Below are 22856 nucleotides of genomic sequence, written 5' to 3' on the forward strand. Positions count from 1 at the left end.
TCCATGTCACTTTGAGTGCCCACACAGATTGTCTGATAAATTGTTAAAGAGCAGTGCGACGCGCTTTAGCGCCCTGTCGCGAGGTGGCGTATATTACGCTTTCCTCTTTCAGAGTCAACCTCATTTTTCAGAAGTTTTCTCTTTCAACCCGGCGGCTTGTTTGCCGTTGTTCCGTGTCGATGGAGGCGCATTATAGGGAGTTCTCGAACGCCCGCAATAGAAAAATTGCAGAAAAATGACTGACTGCTGCATTCCCCAGCAAAACCCCGCTTTATACCCTGTTACACACAGAATTATCCACAGACCGCACCGTTTGTTAGCGCATAAAGCCCAGCAAAAGCCCCTTCTATATAAAGAAGAGAGCGGCAAAAAAGAGAAAGATAAAAATTCGCGAGCGTTGCGCAAACGTTTTCGTTACAATGCCGCGCTATGACAAGGATGCCCGGTGGGGTGCGTCAGGTGAGTTTTTAGACAAAAATTCACCTAACGCTCTCTGTAATGTTCAAATCCTGGGGATTTAATACCATGCAACAACGTCGTCCAGTCCGCCGCGCTCTGCTCAGTGTTTCTGACAAGGCCGGTATCGTCGAATTCGCGCAGGCTCTTTCCGCTCGTGGTGTTGAGCTACTGTCTACGGGTGGTACCGCACGCCTGCTGGCTGAGAAAGGCCTGCCGGTAACCGAAGTCTCTGACTACACCGGTTTCCCGGAAATGATGGATGGACGCGTTAAGACCCTGCATCCAAAAGTACACGGCGGCATTCTCGGCCGTCGCGGCCAGGATGACGAGATCATGGCCCAGCACGCTATCTCTCCTATCGATATGGTTGTTGTTAACCTTTATCCGTTCGCCCAGACCGTCGCCCGCGAAGGTTGCTCGCTGGAAGATGCGGTGGAAAACATCGATATCGGCGGCCCGACAATGGTGCGCTCCGCGGCCAAGAACCATAAAGACGTGGCTATCGTCGTGAAGAGCCATGACTACAACGCCATTATTAAAGAGATGGATGCGAATGACGGTTCCCTGACTCTGGAAACCCGCTTCGATCTCGCCATTAAAGCTTTCGAGCACACCGCCGCCTACGACAGCATGATTGCCAACTACTTCGGCAGCATGGTTCCGGCCTATCACGGTGAGACTCAGGAAGCCTCCGGCCGCTTCCCGCGTACGCTGAACCTGAACTTTATTAAGAAGCAGGATATGCGCTACGGCGAGAACAGCCATCAGCAGGCTGCCTTCTATATAGAAGAAGAAATTAAAGAAGCGTCGGTTGCGACCGCTACTCAGGTTCAGGGCAAAGCCCTTTCTTATAACAACATCGCCGATACCGATGCGGCGCTGGAGTGTGTGAAAGAGTTCAGCGAACCGGCCTGCGTGATTGTTAAACACGCCAACCCATGCGGCGTTGCGGTCAGCACCTCAATTCTGGATGCTTACGATCGCGCCTACAAAACCGACCCGACCTCCGCATTCGGCGGCATTATCGCCTTCAACCGCGAGCTGGATGCAGAAACCGCGCAGGCCATCATTTCTCGTCAGTTTGTTGAAGTGATCATTGCGCCATCCGCCAGCGAAGAGGCCCTGAAGATAACGGCGGCCAAACAGAACGTCCGCGTTCTGACCTGCGGCGAGTGGGCGGCACGCGTTCCAGGCCTCGATTTCAAACGCGTTAACGGCGGCCTGCTGGTTCAGGATCGCGATCTGGGCATGGTCAGCGCCAGTGAACTGCGCGTGGTCAGCAAACGCCAGCCGACGGAACAAGAACTGCGTGATGCGCTGTTCTGCTGGAAAGTGGCGAAGTTCGTGAAATCCAACGCCATTGTTTACGCCAAAGAGAATATGACTATCGGCATCGGCGCGGGCCAGATGAGCCGCGTTTACTCTGCCAAAATCGCCGGGATTAAAGCCGGTGACGAAGGTCTGGAAGTCAAAGGTTCGGCAATGGCCTCCGATGCCTTCTTCCCGTTCCGTGACGGTATCGATGCGGCTGCGGCGGTTGGCGTAACCTGCGTGATCCAACCTGGCGGTTCTATCCGCGACGATGAGGTGATTGCCGCAGCCGACGAACACGGTATTGCGATGATCTTCACCGACATGCGCCACTTCCGCCATTAATTCACGGAGCAGAACATGAAAGTATTAGTGATTGGCAACGGCGGCCGCGAGCACGCGCTGGGATGGAAAGCGGCACAGTCTCCGCTGGTCGACACCGTCTACGTGGCGCCGGGTAACGCCGGCACCGCTCTGGAACCCGCGCTGCAAAACGTCAATATCGGCGTGACCGATATTCCGGCGCTGCTGGACTTTGCCCAGCGCGAAAAGATCGATCTGACCATCGTCGGCCCGGAAGCGCCGCTGGTGATTGGCATTGTCGATGCGTTTCGCGCCGCGGGCCTGAAAATCTTCGGCCCGACCGAAGGCGCCGCCCAGCTGGAAGGTTCAAAAGCCTTTACCAAAGATTTCCTCGCGCGGCATAACATTCCGACCGCGGAATATCAGAACTTCACCGAAGTCGAACCTGCGCTGGCCTATCTGCGCGAAAAAGGTGCGCCGATTGTTATCAAGGCGGACGGTCTGGCAGCCGGTAAAGGCGTGATTGTCGCGATGACGCTGCAAGAAGCGGAAGAGGCGGTTCAGGATATGCTGGCCGGCAACGCCTTTGGCGACGCGGGCCATCGGATCGTGATCGAAGAGTTCCTCGACGGCGAAGAAGCCAGCTTTATCGTCATGGTCGACGGCGAGCACGTTCTGCCGATGGCCACCAGCCAGGACCACAAACGCGTAGGTAATGGCGATACCGGTCCGAACACCGGTGGTATGGGCGCCTATTCACCTGCCCCGGTGGTCACCGATGAGGTTCATCAGCGCACCATGGATCGCATCATTTGGCCAACGGTCAAAGGTATGGCGGCGGAAGGCAATACCTATACCGGGTTCCTGTACGCCGGTCTGATGATCGACAAACAGGGCAATCCAAAAGTTATCGAGTTCAACTGCCGTTTCGGCGATCCGGAAACGCAGCCCATTATGCTGCGTATGAAATCCGACATGGTGGAGCTGTGCCTCGCCGCCTGCGACGGAAAACTGGATGAGAAAACCTCCGAGTGGGACGATCGCGCCTCGCTGGGTATCGTGGTCGCCGCAGGCGGCTATCCGGGCAACTACGCCACCGGCGACGAAATCTTCGGCCTGCCGCAGCAAGAAGCGGTGGATGGCAAGGTCTTCCATGCCGGGACGAAGCTTACCGATGACCAGCGCGTGGTGACGAATGGCGGCCGCGTACTGTGCGTGACGGCATTGGGTGACACCGTGGCCCAGGCGCAGCAGCGCGCCTACGAACTCCTGACCGGTATTCATTGGGAAGGTAGCTTCAGCCGTAGCGATATTGGCTGGCGCGCAATCGCCCGCGAGCAACGCTAGCGCTTGAGCGTGACCTCATAACAGGCCTTATTGACGGGCGGCTTCATTCTGGAGTCGCCCGTTTTTTTATCGTCCGCCATCATGTTGCGGAGCGCATGCGGTCAGGCGCCTCAGAGCTAACGTATGGAGAAGAACAGGCGCCGGGTGCGCAAAGCCTCTTTGACAGAACGTCAGAAGGTTTTTTCCTGCGGCTGCCAGGTACAGAAATCTTCGTTGGCCACCAGCAAAAGCTGAGCGCCCTCTGAGGCTTCCAGCCACGCCACGCTCACCTCAACGGAAGAGTGATTCTGGCGGCGTTCAATGTGAGCTAAGGCCCGGGCATCCAGATCCGGCTTCACGGTTTGCCCTTCACAGGTCGTCACGGTGTGGTTGGCATGCCAGCGTCCCTGACGCAGAACAACGCGTCCTTGCCGCAAGGCGTCGCTGGTCTGGCGAATTTGCGTTGCCCGGTAGCGGTAAAGCGCCACCTGATCGCTGGAAAGCTGTTGTTTTTGTCCGTCCACTTCGCGCTGCATAAAGCTCAGCTCGCCCTGGTCATCAAAACGGGCGCGAATGTGTTCCGTCGGTTTGCCGTAGACATTGAGTTCGATAAGCGTGAGTCGGTCACCCTGCCAGCGGTATTCGCTGGTTGAAGTATTGCCGTGACGCCACGGGCTGAAGGCGGCAAGCAGATGCACTTCGCCGTTGGAATCCAGACGCCAGATACGCATCGCGCCCTGGTTGTCCGCACACCCGCTGGCGGTAAAAGGTGGGACAGAAGAGTCATGGCTACAGGCAGAGATCAGCACGACGCCCGCCAGCATCAATACGCGACGCCAGATAGACAAAAGGGGCTTTAAGGCCCCTTCGTTAAAACTGTACACTGCCACGCAGTCTTACTTAACGGCGTCTTTCAGCGCTTTACCAGAAACAAATGCCGGCACGTTAGCAGCGGCAATTTTGATTTCGTTACCGGTCTGCGGGTTGCGGCCAGTACGCTCAGCGCGGTGGTTCACTTTGAAGGTACCGAAACCAACCAGTTGAACAGCATCACCTTCTTTCAGAGACTCAGTAATTGCAGCCAGGGTAGATTCCAGGGCAGCTTTTGCCTGTGCTTTGGACAGGTCAGCTTTGTCCGCAATTACATCAATCAGTTGAGTCTTGTTCATAAGTTATCCTTACAATGTGTTTATCGCTTGCTAAGCACCGAGTGCGACGGAAATGCCTGAAAAGCACTCTCCTGCATACACGCACCGATAGCCACTTTTTTTCGCCCTCCAAATGTAGACCAGACGGGGGGCGGAATGGAAGCCTTCAGACGCTACAATTCAGGCGGTAAATCACGTTTTCTGGTCTCACTGCTGAAAATTTATACCAATATTGCTCTCGCCGGCTTCACGAAGGTCTGCGCGCAGCCCTTTGATCAGTTCGATATCGCGTTCTTCACAGTCGGCCAGCAGGCGGAAAATTTCCCACTGAATATCCCATTCTTGCTCAACCGCCGGGTTCTCTTTGAGCTCTTCGTCGGTCATTTCGCGACCCGCCTGGGTCATTTCCAGCATCGCGACGGTGGTGATCGAGCTCTTGCTCACCTCAATGGCATGCTCAAGCGTTTCTCCGCTCAGACGCGAATGAATCAGTTCACTCAGAGCAACGCAGGCGTCGATAGCCGGATACACGCCGTACAAATCATAGTCGTCGGCAGCCGGAATTGCCTCTTCCAGTTTTTCCAGTTGGCTATCGAAATTCACCTTCGCATCCTTGACGGTCAGGGTTTCCCAAATCAGATCGAGGATACGACGATACAGCTGGCCGTCGGCAAATTCGGTTTGCTGGCAGAACATCGCGTAATTGGGGTACATGCGCTCGCACAAACAGGCCATAAAGGTGACGTGCTGCCAGCTTTCCAGCTTCTCCAGGCGCAGATGAATCGGGTTTTGTAACATGATGAATTCTCGAAGTCAGAAATTAGCCGCAGTGTACCTGAATCAGCAGTGATTTGCTTGCCAACGCACAAATGCCGGACGCCGCGAGGCAACCGCATCGGCCCAGCGCGTAGGCTCCGGTAAGCGGTAGCCCTTGATGCAGCGCTGAACCCATGTCAGCGTGCTATCGAGAGCCACCCGATGGCCGGTGCTGACAAACAGCGGATTGCAGCGCGCTTTGCTGCGCCAGACCCACGCCAGCTGCTCGTTTTTATCTATCAGCGGCGCCAGCGCTCCCGGCTCATCGCCGGGCAGCGTAAACTGACCGCACAGGCGTTTTTTGGCCACCCCGATGGTCGGGACATCCACCAGCAGGCCAAAATGGCTGGCAACGCCCAGACGCCGGGGATGGGAAATCCCGTGGCCATCGACAAAGAGCAGATCCGGTTTTTGTGCAAGCTGCTGCCACGCCGCCAGCAGCGCGGGCGTTTCACGAAAGGAGAGAAAACCGGGGATATACGGCATGGTGGTGGCCACTCGCGCCACCTGATACTCAACCAGTTCCAGAGAGGGCCAGGCGAGCAGCACAATAGCCGCCCGCGTCACTTCTCCTTCTTGCTCGAAGCCAACGTCCGCACCGCCGATCAGCCGGGGAGGATCGCGATCCAGCCGATCCTCACGAATCACCGATGCGGCCAGCTCCTGCTGCCGTTGGCGTAGCGACGCCAGATCCATACTCGCTCCTTAGCGATGGTATTGTGCCGACAGCCGGTGCACCGCTTCCACAAATACGCCGGCGTGTTCAGGGTTCACATCCTGATGGATACCATGACCGAGGTTGAAGACATGGCCTTCTCCCTGACCAAAACCGGCCAGTATGGTCGCGACTTCCTCTTCAATACGGCCAGCAGGCGCATACAGCATGGAAGGATCCATATTGCCCTGCAGCGCCACTTTGTGACCGACGCGACGACGCGCGTCGGCGATATCGGTGGTCCAGTCGAGACCCAGCGCATCGCAGCCGGTTTCGGCCATCGCTTCCAGCCACTGTCCGCCGCCTTTGGTGAATAACGTCACCGGGACGCGGCGGCCTTCGTTTTCGCGCAGCAGGCCATCAACGATTTTGTGCATGTAGTACAGCGAGAACTGCTGATAATCGCGGCCGGTCAGCACGCCACCCCAGGTATCGAAAATCATCACCGACTGGGCGCCCGCTTTGATTTGGGCGTTCAGGTACAGGGTGACGCTTTTGGCCAGCTTTTCGAGCAGCGCATGCAGCGCCTGCGGGTCGGCATACATCATTTTCTTGATCACGGTAAACGCCTTGCTGCTCCCGCCTTCAACCATATAGGTCGCCAGCGTCCACGGGCTGCCGGAGAAGCCAATTAGCGGAACCTCGCCTTTTAGTTCGCGGCGAATCGTCCGCACGGCATTCATCACGTAGCCGAGCTCATCTTCCGGATCGGGCACCGGCAGTTTGTCGACATCGGCTTTGCAGGTAATCGTCGAGGTGAAACGGGGGCCTTCGCCAGTTTCGAAATAGAGCCCCAGCCCCATTGCGTCCGGGATGGTCAAAATGTCCGAGAAGAGGATAGCTGCATCCAGTTTATAGCGGCGCAGCGGCTGCAATGTGACTTCGCAGGCCAGCTCGGCGTTTTTGCACAGCGACATAAAATCGCCAGCCTGGGCGCGAGTGGCTTTGTACTCCGGTAAATAGCGGCCCGCCTGGCGCATCATCCACACCGGGGTCACATCAACGGGTTGGCGCAGCAGCGCACGCAGATAACGATCGTTCTTCAGTTCGGTCATTTTGCAGTTCCTTAAGCGTCAGGCCGTTATTGTATCACGTCATTCCTCGTCAGCCCGACACATTGCCACGGTGTCTTCTATCAGGCGGCGCGCTACGGTACCCGGCGGCGGCAGCAGCGGTAAATCGTCATAGCGATACCAGCCAGCCTGCAGCAGCTCTTTTTCGTCGATAACAATGTCGCCGCTGTCATATTCCGCCATAAATGCGGTCATCAGCGACTGCGGGAACGGCCACGGCTGGGAGGTCACATAGCGCAGATTTTTCACCTTCAGACCGCACTCTTCCATGACCTCGCGGGCAACCGCCTCCTCAAGGGTCTCTCCCACTTCGACAAACCCGGCCAGCACCGTATGTATGCCATTACGATGGCGGGTATGCTGCGCCAGCAAGATAGAATCGTCCCGGCGAATCGCCACGATCATGCAGGGCGCGATTTGCGGGTAATAACGTTCGCGGCAGTGGCTGCAGAGCATCGCCCATTCGGTTTTGCTCGGATGCATTGGATGCCCGCAGTAACCGCAGAATTTATGCGAGCGGTAAAATTCGGCGAGCTGAATCCCGCGCCCCGCCAGCTGAAACAGCCCCGGTTCCTGATCCAATAACTGCCGCAACGATCCCATATCATGCCGACGATCCTGGCACACCATCCACACCGCGTCGCCTTGCCATTCGCCAATATGCAGCGCGTGCTGGCCGACAAGATTGAAATTTACCGCTTCGCCATGTGGTAATTCCCCGTCGGGTAACCATAATTTCTGTTCGTGACTGACTATCCACCAGCCGCTATCTAATTTTTCAATAATACGATCCATATCTATTGCACTACCTTCGTTTTACTGGCACTTTTAACATTATATTTACATTTTGGTGAGCAACGTTATTTTCTTAATCTTGCGGAGTCAACCATGTTAAACCAGCTGGAAAACCTGACGGAACGTGTTGGAGGCAGTAATGAACTGGTCGATCGCTGGCTGCATGTACGTAAGCATTTGCTCGTCGCTTACTACAAGCTGGTTGGCCTGAAACCGGTAAAAGAATCCTTTATGCGGCTTAACGAAAAGGCGCTGGATAACTTTTGCCAAAGTCTGGTGGATTATCTCTCCTCCGGCCATTTTAGTATTTATGAACGCATTCTTGGCGAAATGGAAGGTGATACGCCACTTTTGGCGGTCACCAGGCTTTATCCGCAGCTGGAAGCCAATACCCAGCAAATTATGGATGACTACGACTCCTGCCTCGAAAACGCCATCGATCACGATAATTATCTTGAGTTCCAGCAGGCGCTGTCCGACATCGGCGAAGCGCTGGAAGCCCGCTTTGCGCTGGAAGATAAGCTGATCGCCCTCGCCATTTCGTACAACCTGAAAGATAACGTCAGCGACAATATCGCGCCGACGGCTTGAGTTGTGAACCGTTAACGAGTAATTTACAGACATTCTCCCTCTACGGAGGGAGTGTTATCTTGTCGGAGTGCCTATTTTCCACACTGGAAAAGGCTGAGACCGTTAATTCGGGATCCGCGGAACCTGATCAGGCTAATACCTGCGAAGGGAACAAGAGTAAACTGCAAAGAGCGGCCGTCCCTCAGGGACCAAACGCATCTGTTACTCCATCCGTCGTCTGACAAGCCATCTCCTTTTCATCTGGAATGAGCTATGTCTACAGAAAAACTGACCCGCCGACAGCAGCGCGAACGCGCACAACACTTTATTGATACTCTGGAAGGCACCGCCTTTCCCCGCTCACGACGCATCTATGTTCAGGGCGAACAGGATAGTATTCGCGTGCCGATGCGCGAAATCCAGCTCAGCCCCACGCTTACCGGCGGCGACAAAAGCAACCCACAGTATGAAGAGAACGAAGCCATACCGGTGTATGACACCTCCGGCCCCTACGGCGATCCTGATATAGCCATCGACGTCCGACAGGGACTGGCGAAGCTGCGCCAGCCGTGGATTGATGCCCGTAACGATTGCGAGCCGTTACACGAACGCAGCTCCCTCTACACCCAAGCGCGCCTGGCCGATGAGGAGCTCGATGCGCTGCGCTTTAGCGGCTCGCTGACGCCAAAACGCGCAAAATCAGGTAAATGCGTCACGCAGCTCCACTACGCACGCCAGGGCATCGTCACGCCGGAGATGGCGTTCATCGCCATCCGCGAAAATATGGGCCGCGAGCGCATTCGCAGCAAAGTGTTGCGCCACCAGCATCCGGGCGTTGGGTTTGGCGCCCGCCTGCCGGAGAATATCTCCGCCGAGTTCGTCCGAGATGAAGTGGCTGCCGGGCGCGCCATTATTCCCGCCAATATCAACCATCCTGAGTCGGAACCGATGATTATCGGCCGTAATTTTCTGGTGAAGGTCAACGCCAACATCGGTAACTCGGCGGTGACCTCCTCCATCGAAGAGGAGGTGGAAAAACTGGTGTGGTCAACGCGCTGGGGCGCTGACACGGTGATGGATTTGTCCACCGGGCGCTATATTCACGAAACCCGCGAGTGGATCCTGCGCAACAGCCCGGTCCCTATCGGTACCGTCCCCATTTACCAGGCGCTGGAGAAGGTGAACGGTATCGCCGAAAACCTCACCTGGGAAGCCTTCCGCGATACTCTGCTGGAGCAGGCAGAACAAGGCGTTGACTACTTCACCATCCATGCCGGCGTCCTGCTGCGCTATGTGCCGATGACCGCCGGACGGCTGACCGGCATTGTCTCCCGCGGCGGTTCGATCATGGCGAAATGGTGCCTTTCCCATCATCAGGAGAACTTCCTGTACCAGCATTTCCGCGAAATCTGCGAAATCTGCGCCGCCTATGATGTCTCGCTCTCCTTAGGCGATGGCCTGCGCCCGGGTTCCATTCAGGATGCCAACGACGAAGCGCAGTTTGCCGAACTGCATACCCTGGGCGAACTCACCAAAATCGCCTGGGAATATGATGTGCAGGTGATGATTGAAGGACCGGGTCACGTGCCGATGCAGATGATCCGCCGCAACATGACCGAAGAGCTGGAGCACTGTCACGAAGCGCCGTTCTATACCCTCGGGCCGTTAACCACCGATATCGCTCCCGGCTATGACCACTTCACCTCCGGTATCGGTGCGGCGATGATCGGCTGGTTCGGCTGCGCCATGCTCTGCTATGTCACGCCAAAAGAGCATCTCGGCCTGCCCAATAAAGAGGACGTTAAGCAGGGCCTGATTACCTACAAAATTGCCGCCCACGCCGCCGACCTCGCCAAAGGCCATCCTGGCGCGCAGATCCGCGATAACGCCATGTCGAAAGCGCGCTTCGAGTTCCGCTGGGAAGACCAGTTTAATCTGGCGCTCGACCCGTTCACCGCGCGCGCTTACCACGACGAAACCCTGCCGCAGGAGTCAGGCAAAGTGGCCCACTTCTGCTCCATGTGCGGCCCTAAATTCTGTTCAATGAAGATAAGCCAGGAAGTTCGCGACTATGCCGCCGCGCAAACCATCGAAGTGGGGATGGCCGATATGTCGGATAACTTTCGCGCCCGCGGCGGTGAAATCTATCTACGTAAGGAGGAAGCCTGATGTATCAACCCGATTTTCCATCCGTCCCTTTCCGCCTGGGGCTTTATCCGGTCGTTGATAGCGTTGCGTGGATCGAACGCTTGCTGGATGCGGGCGTTCGCACTCTCCAGCTGCGCATCAAGGATAAACGCGACAGCGAAGTTGAAGACGATGTGATCGCCGCTATTGCCCTGGGACGCCAACACGACGCCCGACTGTTTATTAATGATTACTGGCAGTTGGCCATAAAACATCAGGCTTACGGCGTGCATTTAGGCCAGGAGGATCTGGAAACCACAGACCTCAGCGCAATCCGCAACGCCGGGCTGCGTCTTGGGGTCTCGACTCATGACGATATGGAGATCGACGTCGCGCTGGCCGCACGCCCCTCCTACATCGCCCTGGGCCACGTTTTTCCCACGCAAACCAAACAGATGCCTTCCGCCCCTCAGGGACTGGAGCAGCTTGCCCGCCATATCCAGCGTTTGCAGGATTACCCGACGGTAGCGATCGGCGGCATCAGTCTGGCACGGGCGCCGGCGGTACTGGAAACCGGCGTCGGCAGTATTGCGGTCGTCAGCGCGATTACTCAGGCGGCTGACTGGCGGCAGGCCACCGCGCAGCTGCTGACTCTCGCGGGAGCCGGCGATGAATGACAGCGATTTTATGCGCTATAGCCGCCAGCTGCTGCTGGAGGATATCGCTATCGAAGGCCAGCAAAAGCTGCTGGCCAGCCGGGTACTGATCGTGGGTCTTGGCGGGCTGGGCTCGCCTGCCGCGCTTTATCTGGCCGGTGCCGGTGTCGGCACGCTGGTGCTGGCCGATGACGACGACGTGCACGTCAGCAACCTCCAGCGGCAAATTCTGTTCACCAGCGATGATATCGCTCAGCCCAAAACCACGGCCGCCAGAGCAAGGCTGGCTCGTCTCAACCCGCAGATTGAACTGATTGCCCTGAAGCAGCGGTTAGGCGGAAAGGCCCTGCTGGATGAAGTGACGCAGGCCGATGTGGTACTGGATTGCACCGATAACATGGTGACCCGCCAGGCTATCAATACCGCCTGCGTCGCGCTTAAGACACCGCTGATCACCGCCAGCGCCGTCGGGCTGGGAGGCCAGCTGATGGTACTGACGCCGCCGTGGGAACAGGGCTGCTACCGCTGCCTGTGGCCGGATGCTAACGAGCCCGAACGCAACTGCCGTACGGCGGGCATTATCGGCCCGGTGGTAGGCATGATGGGTACCCTGCAGGCGCTGGAGGCGATCAAACTGCTCAGCGGCATGGCGACGCCGCGTAATACTCTGCGCCTGTTCGATGCCCGCACCAGCAGCTGGCGCGCGCTCGCATTACAGCGGGCTCAGGACTGTCCGGTATGTGGAGGGCAGCATGCAGGTATGGTTTAACGATGAACCGTTGCAGTGCGCAGACGCGACATCCGTCGCCACCCTGCTCACTCAACTGGAACAGCATCAACCGGGCGTCGCACTGGCGCTCAATCAACATATCCTGCCGCGTGAGCGCTGGGAACACCATCTTCTGCAGGAAGGCGACCAAATCCTGCTTTTTCAGGTTATCGCCGGAGGCTGACATGTTACGTATTGCGGATAAAACGTTTGAATCACATCTTTTCACCGGTACCGGTAAATTCGCCGCCCCTGACGTCATGGTGGAGGCAATTCGCGCCTCCGGCAGTCAACTGGTGACGCTGGCGATGAAGCGCGTCGATCTCCGTCAGCATAATGACGCGATCCTCGCGCCGCTGCTGGCGGCTGGCGTGAGCCTGCTGCCCAATACCTCCGGGGCCAAAACGGCAGAAGAAGCCATATTTGCCGCCCGTCTGGCGCGGGAAGCGCTGGGCACCCACTGGCTGAAACTGGAAATCCACCCGGATGCGCGCTGGCTGCTCCCCGACCCGATTGAAACGCTGAAAGCGGCAGAAATTCTGGTACGGGAAGGCTTCGTGGTGTTGCCCTACTGCGGCGCCGATCCGGTGCTGTGCAAGCGTCTGGAAGAGGCGGGCTGCGCGGCGGTGATGCCGCTCGGCGCGCCGATAGGTTCCAATCAGGGGCTGGAAACCAAAGCGATGCTGGAGATTATTATCGAGCAGGCCACGGTGCCTGTGGTGGTTGATGCGGGTATTGGCGTGCCGAGCCACGCGGCGCAGGCGCTGGAAATGGGCGCTGACGCGGTACTGGTGAATACCGCCATCGCCGTTGCCGACGACCCGGTCACCATGGCCCGGGCTTTCCGCCTGGCGATTGATGCCGGATTGCTGGCGCGACAGGCCGGCCCGGGCGCGCGCAGCGCGCAGGCGCAGGCCACCAGCCCGCTGACCGGCTTTCTGGAGGCGCTGGTATGAATACCTTCACTGACCGCTGGCGGCAGCTGGACTGGGACGACATTCGCCTGCGTATCAACAGTAAAACCCCCGCCGACGTTGAACGCGCCCTGGCGGCAAAACAGCTCAGCCGTGACGATATGATGGCCCTGCTCTCTCCTGCCGCCGCAGGTTATCTGGAGCCTCTGGCGCAGCGTGCCCAGCGTCTGACCCGCCAGCGTTTTGGTAATACCGTCAGCTTTTATGTCCCGCTGTATCTCTCTAATCTGTGCGCCAACGATTGTACCTACTGCGGTTTCTCAATGAGTAACCGCATTAAGCGCAAGACCCTGGATGAGGCGGAAATTGCCCGTGAATGCGCGGCGATCCGCGAAATGGGCTTTGAGCATCTGCTGCTGGTGACCGGCGAGCATCAGGGCAAAGTTGGCATGGACTATTTTCGCCAGCATCTGCCCGCCATTCGTCGCCAGTTCGCCTCGCTGCATATGGAGGTCCAGCCGCTGGCGATGGAGGAGTATGCCGAGCTGAAAACGCTCGGACTGGACGGCGTGATGGTCTATCAGGAGACCTATCATGAAAGCATGTATGCGAAACATCATCTGAAAGGGAAAAAGCAGGACTTCTTCTGGCGGCTGGATACGCCGGACAGGCTTGGACAGGCGGGGATTGATAAGATTGGCCTTGGCGCATTAATTGGCCTCTCCGACAGCTGGCGCGTGGATTGCTTTATGGTGGCGGAACATCTGCTGTGGCTCCAGCAACGCTACTGGCGCAGCCGCTACTCCATCTCCTTTCCACGACTACGTCCTTGCGCCGGGGGGATCGAACCCGCCTCATTAATGGATGAGCGGCAGCTGGTGCAGACCATTTGCGCCTTCCGCCTGCTGGCCCCGGAAGTTGAACTCTCGCTCTCCACCCGCGAATCCCCCTGGTTCCGCGATCGGGTTATCCCGCTGGCCATCAACAACGTCAGCGCCTTTTCGAAAACCCAGCCCGGCGGGTATGCCGATAATCATCCGGAGCTGGAGCAGTTCGCGCCTCACGATGATCGTCGCCCGGAAGAGGTCGCCAGCGCGCTGGTGGCCAGCGGACTACAGCCGGTATGGAAAGACTGGGATAGCTGGCTGGGACGCGCTTCCCAGTCTTGATGATGAGGAATGTCGTTCCTTAAATGTTCTTCGTGGACGCTCGTAATAAGAGAAACGGAAGATGGTGGTCATATCGCCGTTTCTCTATTCTGCCCTTGTCAGCAGCGGATGCTGTCCAGGGCGAATGATCTCTCTTCCTCACTTTCGCCCTGCTCCATCCTCTTCGTTACGCAGGGCGTTTTATTCATATCGAATATAAATCAGCCCATATCACAACGTCAGCGTTATAATTACCGGAGTTTTTACTGATTCGCTCAGCAGGCATGCTGGCTAAACCTGCGTCTTCACCCACGGTTTGACTCTTCTGGAACGATTTACGATTCATGGCTCGTCATAACAGAAAGCTCTCTTTCACCGCGCCGATTGTGATCGGGTTTGCGGGTATTTTATTCAGCTTCTTGCTCATCGCGGTGTTTGCCACGATGGCGCAAAGAAAAGATCTTCTTGAAGATTATCACCACATTAACCGCAACTTCACCCATAACATGGCGACGAACTACACGGAGACGCTGCTGCGTGGCAATGACTTCATCCTCAGTCGCGCCGCGACTTTCTTCGCACGTAATGATGAGCTGAACAATGCGGTCAACGTCAATCCGGAAAAAGGTTTGATGGTGTTAATGCAGTTGCAAAATATGATGCAGACCGTTTCGTCAATTTCGCTGGCGGATACCGATGGGCACTATATGCGTGCGCCCGAAGTCCTTAAGACCGAAGACAGCCAGGCCTTCAACGCCAAATCAAGACCGTGGTTTATTAAGCAAGCGGAAGCCAGTACCTTCAGCCGGTATACCAGCCCGTACATCGACTACTTCACGCATCATCCGACGATTTCCCTCTACAAACCCGTCATCTCTGCGGAAGGACGGCTGAAAGGCAGCCTCGCTTTTCATCTCGATCTGATCTCAATGGGCTACGCGTTACGGCAGATGGTCGCCCCGGTACAGGGGGAATTTTTTGTTGTGCAACGTGATGGTAAAGTCGTTCTGCATCCCGACCCTGGCGCATTGTTTAAACCCTACGTCAGTGAAGCATTGATGGACAGAATGACCAGCGGCGAAGGCCAGCTTTACGATACCAATACCGACGCCTGGTACTATTACTATTCATTTACCAACCCCGACTGGTTTGTCATTTATCGTGTCGATAACTCGGCGCTCATCAACTTAACGCGCCATGAAACGGATATCGTCTCATGGAGTTTTGCCCTGGCCGCTATCGTCATCGTGCTGTTCGGACTCTATCTGCGTCATGCGTCACGTACCGTGCTGATGAACATTATTAATGCCATTAAAACCGGGGATGTACAGCGCGCCCCACGCCTGGAAGCGATGCTCAGCAAAGCGATTGAGAGCAATAAGCAGCGCGAGTTAACCTACGTTCGCCAGGCGACCATCGACGCGCTAACCGGCTGCAAGAACCGGCGCGCCTTCGATAGCGATATTGCCGCGCTGATGAACGATCATCAGCCCTTCTCTCTCGCGCTGGTTGATATTGATAACTTCAAAACGATAAATGACACCTGGGGCCACCTCAATGGCGATATCGTTCTGCGCAATGTCGCCCGCGAAGGGCTGCAGATCCTCCAGCCCCTGCAAATTTCACTTTACCGCTACGGCGGCGAAGAATTTGCGGTGTTATTCGCCGCCGGGCATAGCGATAACGCTCTGATGCTGCTGGAGAGCTGGCGGGCACGCGTCGCGCAGCGTTCCTGGCGCGAAGAGGGACTGGCGGTAACCTTCAGCGCGGGCCTGGGCGAATGGAATATGGAGCCCCTGGAGCAACTGGTGGTGAGCGTTGATGAAGCCCTTTATAAAGCCAAGCTGCAGGGCAAAAACCGTATCGCCCGCGCATAAATTCGCCGGGCTGCACAGGCCCGTCAGCCCGGCTGTTACTGTTTTTCGCCCTAAAACCGAAACCGGTTTCATTATTTTGTGATGCCTTACACACAATCACGGCAAAGCGGTTGTCGTGTCTGTCGGCCCGCGATAAAGATGATGCATCAAGGGAACATAAGGGCCATCAACTATGAAGAATATCGTTTTATGCTGCGCCGCTGGAATGTCCACCAGCATGCTGGTTCAACGTATGCAGGCTGCTGCGCAACAAAAGGGGGTGGAAGTCTCCATCAAAGCCGTACCGGTTGCCGAGTTTAAAGATAATCTTGCGGCTGCCGATATTATCCTGCTCGGTCCTCAGGTGAAGTACGAGCAAGCTAAGCTACAGGCACTGGCCGACCCGTTTGGTAAAAAAGTCGCCGTTATCGATATGATGGATTACGGCATGATGAAAGGCGATGCTGTTCTCGATAAAGCCCTGAAGTTGATGGAGTAAGTCATGGAAGATTTAGAAACGATCATCATGGAGCTGTTGGTGAATGCGGGTTCAGCCCGCAGTTCAGCATTAACGGCTCTGCAGCTGGCCCGCAAAGGTGATTTTGCGGCTTCCGAGCAGGCAATGGCAGAATCACATGAGTTTGTGAAGCACGCGCATAAAATTCAGACCCAGCTCATCGGCCTCGATGAAGGCTCAGGCAAGCTGCCGGTGAACCTGATTACCGTTCACTCCCAGGATCACCTGATGAATGCCATGGTGATACAGGATCTGGCAACCGATATGATTGAACTGTATCGTCGCACCGCATAGTTAATAAACGCGGTGAATAGCAGGTGCCCCTCAGGCACCTGCTTTTTTATTACAAGAAACCGTAAAGCGCGGCAAAGACCCAGCCAAACACGCACGAAACGCTGACGCCAATGAGCCCCGGCAGAATAAAGCTATGGTTAATCACAAAGCGGCCGATATGCGTCGTTCCTGAGCGATCGAACTGAATCGCCGCCAGGTCGCTTGGGTAGGTTGGCAGAATATAATAGCCGTAGCAGGCTGGCGCGGAGGCAACAATGTAGGCTGGATCGACGCCAATCGCCAGCGCCACCGGGACAATCGCCGCCAGCGCCGCCGCCTGGGAATTAACGAATTTGGACACAATCAGCAGGACGATGGCATAGGCCCACGGGTACTCCTTCACCATTTCGCCAAGCACGCCTTTAATCTCCGACATATGCGCGCCGAACATCGTTTCCGCCATCCACGCGATACCGTACACCGCCACAATGGCGATCATCCCCGAGCGGAAAACCTCATTCTTCGAAATCGACGCCGGGTTTGTTTTGGTAATGATGATAATGAGCGCGCCGGAGAACAGCATAAACATCTGAATCACCAGCACCATTGACAGCGGCTTACCGTCGAAAGCAGGACGCAGCGCCGAAAACGCCCCCAGAACGGCCACTACGGCAATCGAGGCGAGGAAGATCCACATAGCGACCCAGTTACTGGTCGGCAGTTTTCGGTCCAGCAGCGTTGCCGTATCGCCATAAACATAATGACGGTTTTCCGGCGTTGAGATGAAAGCCTGAAACTCTTCGTCTTTATCTAAGTCTTTACCGCGGAACCAGCTAAAAATACCGATGGCCAGAATCCCCAGCAGCGTAGAGGGAATGGTAATAGCCAGCAGGTCGAGGAATTCGAGGTGCTTGCCGTTGAAGGTAAAATTCCCCAGCATCGCCACCAATGACACCACCGCCACGGACACCGGGCTGGCGATAATCCCCATCTGTGCGCCAATGGAGCTTGCCGCCATCGGGCGCTCGGGGCGAATATTGTTCTTGATAGCGACGTCATAAATAATCGGCAGAATCGTATAAACCACGTGGCCAGTGCCGCAAAGAATGGTCAGCGTACAGGTGACGAAGGGAGCGACAATGGAGACATATTTTGGATTGCGCCGCAGAAGTTTCTCCGCTATCTGCAGCATCACATCTAAGCCGCCGGAAGCCTGAAGCGTCGCCGAGGCGGCGACCACCGCAATGATCACCAGCATCACATCAACCGGCGGTTTACCCGGCTGAAGATGAAAGACAAAGACCAAAATAACCAGCCCGATACCGCCTAAAAGACCCAGTGCGATACCGCCTTTTCTGGCACCATAAAAGAGACAAATTAAGATAATGACGAGTTGTATTGCGAATTCCATGCTTCCCCCAGCCCCTGGCTATGAAAATCAAAAGACTTCTCTTCCGCTGCCGTATTATTTAGCCATCTCCCCCAGCGTATTTTTCGGATATAACCCGCCCTCCCCGGCTTCATGAAACCGAAGATAAAAGCAAAAGTAATCACATGATTAATTGGACTTTTTGACTATATCGCCTTTGATTTGCTGATTTTTTGATACGTGTAGAATTTTTACCCATCAATAAGTGTGGGTATTAAGAAAAAACAGCTGGCCGGTTTTTATATGAATTATTTGCTGCTTAATTGAGGGGGAAATATTAATGGAATGTAATTCATTATGAGGAGACAGAGGTGGATATTATCGTGGCGCGGCGCCGGGATAATAAAAAAGCCAGTCAGGAAACCTGACTGGCTTTTTAAGCGTAGCGTCAACGATTAATCGTTGTCGGAACCGCCCAGACCTGCGTTCAGCAGTTCTGCCAGGTTAGCAGAAGCTTCTTCCACGCTCACCTGAGGTGCTACAGGCTGTTCGCCCGCGGCGCGGCGGCGCATACGATCCTGGTGGTACGCATAGCCGGTACCCGCCGGGATCAGACGACCGACGATAACGTTCTCTTTCAGGCCGCGCAGTTCGTCGCGTTTGCCCGCAACGGCTGCTTCGGTCAGGACACGTGTGGTCTCCTGGAACGATGCGGCAGAGATGAACGACTCGGTTGCCAGAGACGCTTTAGTGATACCCAGCAGGTCGCGGGAGTAAGTCGCCGCCACTTTGCCATTCGCTTCCAGATCGCGGTTAGCAATCTTGACGCGGGAGTATTCAACCTGTTCGCCTTCCAGGAAGTCGGAGCTACCTGCGCTTTCGATGGTCGCTTTACGCAGCATCTGACGAACGATAACTTCGATGTGCTTATCGTTGATCTTAACGCCTTGCAGACGGTAAACGTCCTGCACTTCGTTGGTGATATAACGCGTTACCGCGTGTACGCCACGAAGACGCAGAATGTCGTGCGGAGCTTCCGGACCGTCGGAAACCACATCACCACGCTCTACACGTTCACCTTCGAACACGTTCAGCTGACGCCATTTCGGAATCATCTCTTCGTACGGATCGCTGCCGTCTAACGGAGTGATAACCAGACGACGTTTGCCTTTGGTTTCTTTACCGAAGGAAATGATACCGCTGATTTCCGCCAGGATAGCCGGCTCTTTCGGACGACGTGCTTCGAACAGATCCGCAACGCGCGGCAGACCACCGGTGATGTCCTTGGTACCGCTGGATTCCTGCGGAATACGCGCCAGAGCGTCACCCGCACTGATCTGTACGCCATCTTCCAGCTGGACAATCGCTTTGCCCGGCAGGAAGTACTGAGCAGGCATATCGGTACCTGGGATCAGAACGTCGTTGCCCTGTGCATCAACAATTTTCAGCGCCGGACGCAGATCTTTACCACCCGCGGTACGTTCTGCAGAATCCAGAACCACCAGCGAAGACAGACCGGTCAGCTCGTCGGTCTGACGAGTAATGGTCTGGCCGTCAATCATGTCAGTAAAGCGGATGAAACCACTGACTTCAGAGATAACCGGCATGGTGTGCGGATCCCAGTTTGCCACGGTTTCACCGCCGGCAACCTGCTCGCCATCGCCTTTCGCCATAACCGCACCGTAAGGCACTTTATAGCTTTCTTTGGTACGACCGAATTCGTCGATCAGTTTCAGCTCGGTGTTACGCGAGGTCACAACCAGCTTGCCAGCGGAGTTTACAACCGACTTGGCGTTAGACAGCTTGATGCTACCCTTGTTTTTCACCTGAATGCTGGATTCAGCAGCCGCACGAGACGCCGCACCACCGATGTGGAACGTACGCATCGTCAGCTGTGTACCCGGCTCACCGATGGACTGTGCCGCGATAACGCCGATGGCTTCACCTTTGTTGATGATGTGGCCACGCGCCAGGTCACGACCGTAGCAGTGCGCACATACACCAAAGTCGGTGTCACAGGATACAACGGAACGCACTTTGACGGAGTCAACGGAGTTCTCTTCCAGCAGATCACACCAGTGCTCGTGCAGCAGCGTGTTGCGTGGAACCAGAATGTCCGCGGTACCCGGCTTCAGAACGTCTTCAGCGGTCACACGACCCAGTACGCGATCGCGCAGCGGCTCTTTAACATCGCCACCCTCGATAACCGGGGTCATGGTGATGCCTTCCAGGGTGCCGCAGTCATCTTCAGTGACAACCAGATCCTGGGCAACGTCAACCAGACGACGGGTCAGGTAACCGGAGTTCGCTGTTTTCAGTGCGGTATCCGCCAGACCTTTACGCGCACCGTGCGTGGAGATGAAGTACTGGAGTACGTTCAGACCTTCACGGAAGTTCGCGGTGATCGGCGTTTCGATGATGGAGCCATCCGGCTTCGCCATCAGACCACGCATACCTGCCAGCTGACGAATCTGTGCTGCAGAACCACGCGCACCGGAGTCGGCCATCATGTAGATGCTGTTGAAGGAAACCTGCTGCTCTTCGACGCCGTCACGGTTAATCACGGTTTCGGTTTGCAGGTTATCCATCATCGCTTTGGATACACGATCGTTCGCCGCAGCCCAGATATCGATAACTTTGTTATAGCGTTCGCCCGCGGTAACCAGACCAGACTGGAACTGTTCCTGGATCTCAGCAACTTCGGCTTCCGCCTCAGAGATGATCTCGTGTTTTTTCTCCGGGATGACCATGTCATCGATACCAACGGATGCACCTGAACGCGCTGCATAAGCAAAGCCGGTGTACATCGTCTGGTCCGCAAAAATAACGGTCGGTTTCAGGCCCAGAATACGGTAGCAGGTATTCAGCATCTTAGAGATGGCTTTCTTACCCAGCGCCTGGTTGACGATAGAGAACGGCAGACCTTTCGGCACGATCATCCACAGAATCGCACGGCCAACGGTCGTGTCTTTCAGGCTGGTTTTCGCAACGAACTGGCCGTTTTCATCTTTTTCGTATTCGGTGATACGCACTTTAACGCGCGCATGCAGAGAGGCCAGACCGGCGCGATAAATACGCTCCGCTTCTTTCGGGCCAGTCAGCACCATGCCTTCGCCTTTGGCGTTAACACAGTCACGGGTCATGTAGTACAGACCCAGTACAACGTCCTGAGACGGAACGATGATTGGTTCGCCGTTCGCCGGGGACAGGATGTTGTTGGTAGACATCATCAGCGCACGCGCTTCGAGCTGGGCTTCCAGCGTCAGCGGTACGTGAACAGCCATCTGGTCACCATCGAAGTCGGCGTTATAGGCCGCACAAACCAGCGGGTGCAGCTGGATAGCTTTACCTTCGATCAGTACCGGCTCAAATGCCTGGATACCCAGACGGTGCAGGGTTGGTGCACGGTTCAGCAGTACCGGGTGTTCGCGGATAACTTCGTCCAGGATATCCCAAACGACAGCTTCTTCGCGCTCAACCATTTTCTTCGCGGCTTTGATGGTGGTGGCGAGGCCACGCAGTTCCAGCTTGCCGTAAATGAACGGTTTGAACAGCTCCAGCGCCATTTTCTTCGGCAGACCGCACTGATGCAGACGCAGGTATGGACCTACGGTGATAACAGAACGACCGGAGTAGTCAACACGCTTACCGAGCAGGTTCTGACGGAAACGACCCTGCTTACCTTTGATCATGTCGGCCAAAGATTTCAGAGGACGCTTGTTAGAACCGGTGATCGCACGACCGCGACGACCGTTATCCAGCAGGGCGTCGACCGCTTCCTGCAGCATACGTTTTTCGTTGCGTACGATGATATCCGGCGCAGCCAGATCCAGCAGACGTTTCAGACGGTTGTTACGGTTAATGACGCGACGATACAGATCGTTCAGGTCAGAAGTCGCGAAACGACCACCATCCAGCGGTACCAGCGGGCGCAGATCTGGCGGCAGAACCGGCAGAACGGTCAGGATCATCCACTCCGGCTTGTTGCCAGACTGAACGAACGCTTCCAGCAGCTTGATACGCTTGGTCAGCTTTTTACGTTTGGTTTCGGAGTTAGTTTCGTTCAGCTCTTCTCGCAGCTGCTCGCACTCTTGCTCCAGATCCATGCTTTTCAGCAGGGCCTGAATAGCTTCCGCACCCATCTTCGCATCGAATTCGTCACCAAACTCTTCCAGCGCATCCAGATACTGCTCTTCAGTCAGGATCTGGTTACGTTCCAGGTTGGTCATCCCGCCTTCGATAACCACATAGGATTCGAAGTACAGAACGCGTTCGATATCACGCAGCGGCATATCCAGCAGCAGGCCGATACGGGACGGCAGCGATTTCAGGAACCAGATGTGGGCGGTCGGAGAGGCCAGTTCGATGTGGCCCATGCGCTCACGACGCACTTTGGTCTGGGTCACTTCAACGCCGCACTTCTCACAGATAACACCACGGTGTTTCAGGCGCTTGTACTTACCGCACAGGCACTCGTAATCTTTTACCGGCCCAAAGATACGGGCGCAGAAAAGGCCGTCACGCTCAGGCTTGAACGTACGGTAGTTGATGGTTTCCGGCTTTTTAACTTCACCAAAAGACCATGAACGGATCATGTCTGGCGAGGCCAGAGCAATTTTGATCGCATCAAACTCTTCGGTTTTAGTTTGCGCTTTCAGAAACTTTAATAAGTCTTTCACGGATTTGCTCCCGTCGGAGTTAGCACAATCTG

At 55.8% G+C, this 22856-nt stretch carries 20 protein-coding genes and 1 riboswitch; of the genes, 12 read left to right on the forward strand and 8 right to left on the reverse strand.

Annotation, left to right across the window (positions count from 1 at the left end; translation table 11 throughout):
- The first annotated feature begins 525 nt into the window (after window positions 1-525).
- Both purH and purD read left to right on the forward strand, forming a co-directional pair.
- Complete coding sequence (purH, locus tag CWM52_RS23095; protein WP_100686225.1) at window positions 526-2115, forward strand: bifunctional phosphoribosylaminoimidazolecarboxamide formyltransferase/IMP cyclohydrolase; 1590 nt, start codon at window positions 526-528, stop codon at window positions 2113-2115.
- A 15-nt stretch (window positions 2116-2130) separates the two neighbouring features.
- Window positions 2131-3420: a phosphoribosylamine--glycine ligase gene (gene purD / locus CWM52_RS23100; protein WP_100686226.1), complete on the forward strand. Its 1290-nt coding sequence runs from the start codon at window positions 2131-2133 to the stop codon at window positions 3418-3420.
- A 170-nt stretch (window positions 3421-3590) separates the two neighbouring features.
- Here the strand turns inward: purD and CWM52_RS23105 are convergent, their stop codons facing one another.
- From CWM52_RS23105 to nudC, 6 genes are all read right to left on the reverse strand, one after another.
- On the reverse strand, window positions 3591-4283 hold the full coding sequence (locus CWM52_RS23105) for a DUF1481 domain-containing protein (protein WP_100686227.1): 693 nt from the start codon (window positions 4281-4283) through the stop codon (window positions 3591-3593).
- Window positions 4284-4295: 12 nt separating this feature from the next.
- Window positions 4296-4568 carry a nucleoid-associated protein HU-alpha gene (hupA, locus tag CWM52_RS23110; protein WP_004097675.1) on the reverse strand — a complete coding sequence of 91 codons (273 nt, stop codon included), beginning with the start codon at window positions 4566-4568 and terminating at the stop codon, window positions 4296-4298.
- A gap of 186 nt (window positions 4569-4754) precedes the next feature.
- Entirely contained in the window at window positions 4755-5345 is a 591-nt protein-coding gene (locus CWM52_RS23115) for a YjaG family protein (protein WP_004097673.1), read from the reverse strand.
- Between the two features lie 42 nt (window positions 5346-5387).
- On the reverse strand, window positions 5388-6059 hold the full coding sequence (gene nfi, locus CWM52_RS23120; RefSeq protein WP_100686228.1) for a deoxyribonuclease V: 672 nt from the start codon (window positions 6057-6059) through the stop codon (window positions 5388-5390).
- Window positions 6060-6068: 9 nt separating this feature from the next.
- Window positions 6069-7133, reverse strand: coding sequence for a uroporphyrinogen decarboxylase (hemE, locus tag CWM52_RS23125; protein WP_100686229.1), 1065 nt, complete (start codon window positions 7131-7133; stop codon window positions 6069-6071).
- Window positions 7134-7172: 39 nt separating this feature from the next.
- Window positions 7173-7946 carry an NAD(+) diphosphatase gene (gene nudC, locus CWM52_RS23130; protein WP_100686230.1) on the reverse strand — a complete coding sequence of 258 codons (774 nt, stop codon included), beginning with the start codon at window positions 7944-7946 and terminating at the stop codon, window positions 7173-7175.
- A 93-nt stretch (window positions 7947-8039) separates the two neighbouring features.
- Here nudC and rsd point away from each other — a divergent pair, with 93 nt between their 5' ends.
- The 10 genes from rsd (at window position 8040) to CWM52_RS23180 (ending at window position 16797) form a co-directional block, all read left to right on the forward strand.
- Window positions 8040-8537, forward strand: a complete 498-nt coding sequence (gene rsd, locus CWM52_RS23135; RefSeq protein ID WP_100686231.1) for a sigma D regulator — start codon at window positions 8040-8042, stop codon at window positions 8535-8537.
- Between the two features lie 53 nt (window positions 8538-8590).
- Window positions 8591-8704, forward strand: a riboswitch (TPP riboswitch).
- An 85-nt stretch (window positions 8705-8789) separates the two neighbouring features.
- Entirely contained in the window at window positions 8790-10685 is a 1896-nt protein-coding gene (gene thiC, locus CWM52_RS23140; protein WP_100686232.1) for a phosphomethylpyrimidine synthase ThiC, read from the forward strand.
- A complete protein-coding gene (thiE, locus tag CWM52_RS23145; protein WP_100686233.1) occupies window positions 10685-11320 on the forward strand; it encodes a thiamine phosphate synthase in 636 nt (211 codons plus the stop codon). Before thiC ends, thiE begins: the two co-directional genes overlap by 1 nt.
- On the forward strand, window positions 11313-12068 hold the full coding sequence (locus tag CWM52_RS23150) for a HesA/MoeB/ThiF family protein (RefSeq protein ID WP_100686234.1): 756 nt from the start codon (window positions 11313-11315) through the stop codon (window positions 12066-12068). Before thiE ends, CWM52_RS23150 begins: the two co-directional genes overlap by 8 nt.
- A complete protein-coding gene (gene thiS, locus CWM52_RS23155; protein WP_100686235.1) occupies window positions 12052-12252 on the forward strand; it encodes a sulfur carrier protein ThiS in 201 nt (66 codons plus the stop codon). The genes CWM52_RS23150 and thiS overlap by 17 nt, the downstream gene beginning before the upstream one ends.
- A 1-nt stretch (window position 12253) precedes the next feature.
- The gene (gene thiG, locus CWM52_RS23160) at window positions 12254-13024 is read left to right on the forward strand and encodes a thiazole synthase (RefSeq protein ID WP_100686236.1); all 771 of its coding nucleotides are present in this window, start codon (window positions 12254-12256) and stop codon (window positions 13022-13024) included.
- Window positions 13021-14151 carry a 2-iminoacetate synthase ThiH gene (gene thiH, locus CWM52_RS23165; protein ID WP_100686237.1) on the forward strand — a complete coding sequence of 377 codons (1131 nt, stop codon included), beginning with the start codon at window positions 13021-13023 and terminating at the stop codon, window positions 14149-14151. The genes thiG and thiH overlap by 4 nt, the downstream gene beginning before the upstream one ends.
- Before the next feature lie 323 nt (window positions 14152-14474).
- Window positions 14475-16007 (forward strand): sensor domain-containing diguanylate cyclase, encoded by a 1533-nt coding sequence (locus tag CWM52_RS23170; RefSeq protein ID WP_100686238.1) that lies wholly within the window; start codon window positions 14475-14477, stop codon window positions 16005-16007.
- A 172-nt stretch (window positions 16008-16179) separates the two neighbouring features.
- Window positions 16180-16485, forward strand: coding sequence for a PTS sugar transporter subunit IIB (locus tag CWM52_RS23175; RefSeq protein WP_041143545.1), 306 nt, complete (start codon window positions 16180-16182; stop codon window positions 16483-16485).
- Between the two features lie 3 nt (window positions 16486-16488).
- Window positions 16489-16797 (forward strand): PTS lactose/cellobiose transporter subunit IIA, encoded by a 309-nt coding sequence (locus tag CWM52_RS23180; protein WP_100686239.1) that lies wholly within the window; start codon window positions 16489-16491, stop codon window positions 16795-16797.
- Window positions 16798-16846: 49 nt separating this feature from the next.
- On the opposite strand, the gene CWM52_RS23185 is transcribed toward CWM52_RS23180, so the two are convergent.
- Window positions 16847-18187: an anaerobic C4-dicarboxylate transporter gene (locus CWM52_RS23185; RefSeq protein ID WP_100686240.1), complete on the reverse strand. Its 1341-nt coding sequence runs from the start codon at window positions 18185-18187 to the stop codon at window positions 16847-16849.
- 413 nt (window positions 18188-18600) lie between these two features.
- Entirely contained in the window at window positions 18601-22824 is a 4224-nt protein-coding gene (gene rpoC, locus CWM52_RS23190; protein ID WP_100686241.1) for a DNA-directed RNA polymerase subunit beta', read from the reverse strand.
- Window positions 22825-22856 lie beyond the last annotated feature (32 nt).

Source organism: Raoultella sp. T31, assembly GCF_002806725.1.
In the GTDB taxonomy this organism is placed as follows: Bacteria; Pseudomonadota; Gammaproteobacteria; order Enterobacterales; family Enterobacteriaceae; genus Klebsiella; species Klebsiella electrica.

What these genes read in the sequence shown, in the direction of transcription:
- purH (WP_100686225.1), top strand. Translation starts at nt 526, where the DNA reads ATGCAACAACGTCGTCCAGTCCGCCGCGCTCTGCTCAGTGTTTCTGAC.
- purD (WP_100686226.1), top strand. Translation starts at nt 2,131, where the DNA reads ATGAAAGTATTAGTGATTGGCAACGGCGGCCGCGAGCACGCGCTGGGA.
- hupA (WP_004097675.1), bottom strand. Translation starts at nt 4,568, where the DNA reads ATGAACAAGACTCAACTGATTGATGTAATTGCGGACAAAGCTGACCTG.
- CWM52_RS23115 (WP_004097673.1), bottom strand. Translation starts at nt 5,345, where the DNA reads ATGTTACAAAACCCGATTCATCTGCGCCTGGAGAAGCTGGAAAGCTGG.
- nfi (WP_100686228.1), bottom strand. Translation starts at nt 6,059, where the DNA reads ATGGATCTGGCGTCGCTACGCCAACGGCAGCAGGAGCTGGCCGCATCG.
- hemE (WP_100686229.1), bottom strand. Translation starts at nt 7,133, where the DNA reads ATGACCGAACTGAAGAACGATCGTTATCTGCGTGCGCTGCTGCGCCAA.
- nudC (WP_100686230.1), bottom strand. Translation starts at nt 7,946, where the DNA reads ATGGATCGTATTATTGAAAAATTAGATAGCGGCTGGTGGATAGTCAGT.
- rsd (WP_100686231.1), top strand. Translation starts at nt 8,040, where the DNA reads ATGTTAAACCAGCTGGAAAACCTGACGGAACGTGTTGGAGGCAGTAAT.
- thiC (WP_100686232.1), top strand. Translation starts at nt 8,790, where the DNA reads ATGTCTACAGAAAAACTGACCCGCCGACAGCAGCGCGAACGCGCACAA.
- thiE (WP_100686233.1), top strand. Translation starts at nt 10,685, where the DNA reads ATGTATCAACCCGATTTTCCATCCGTCCCTTTCCGCCTGGGGCTTTAT.
- CWM52_RS23150 (WP_100686234.1), top strand. Translation starts at nt 11,313, where the DNA reads ATGAATGACAGCGATTTTATGCGCTATAGCCGCCAGCTGCTGCTGGAG.
- thiS (WP_100686235.1), top strand. Translation starts at nt 12,052, where the DNA reads ATGCAGGTATGGTTTAACGATGAACCGTTGCAGTGCGCAGACGCGACA.
- thiG (WP_100686236.1), top strand. Translation starts at nt 12,254, where the DNA reads ATGTTACGTATTGCGGATAAAACGTTTGAATCACATCTTTTCACCGGT.
- thiH (WP_100686237.1), top strand. Translation starts at nt 13,021, where the DNA reads ATGAATACCTTCACTGACCGCTGGCGGCAGCTGGACTGGGACGACATT.
- CWM52_RS23170 (WP_100686238.1), top strand. Translation starts at nt 14,475, where the DNA reads ATGGCTCGTCATAACAGAAAGCTCTCTTTCACCGCGCCGATTGTGATC.
- CWM52_RS23175 (WP_041143545.1), top strand. Translation starts at nt 16,180, where the DNA reads ATGAAGAATATCGTTTTATGCTGCGCCGCTGGAATGTCCACCAGCATG.
- CWM52_RS23180 (WP_100686239.1), top strand. Translation starts at nt 16,489, where the DNA reads ATGGAAGATTTAGAAACGATCATCATGGAGCTGTTGGTGAATGCGGGT.
- CWM52_RS23185 (WP_100686240.1), bottom strand. Translation starts at nt 18,187, where the DNA reads ATGGAATTCGCAATACAACTCGTCATTATCTTAATTTGTCTCTTTTAT.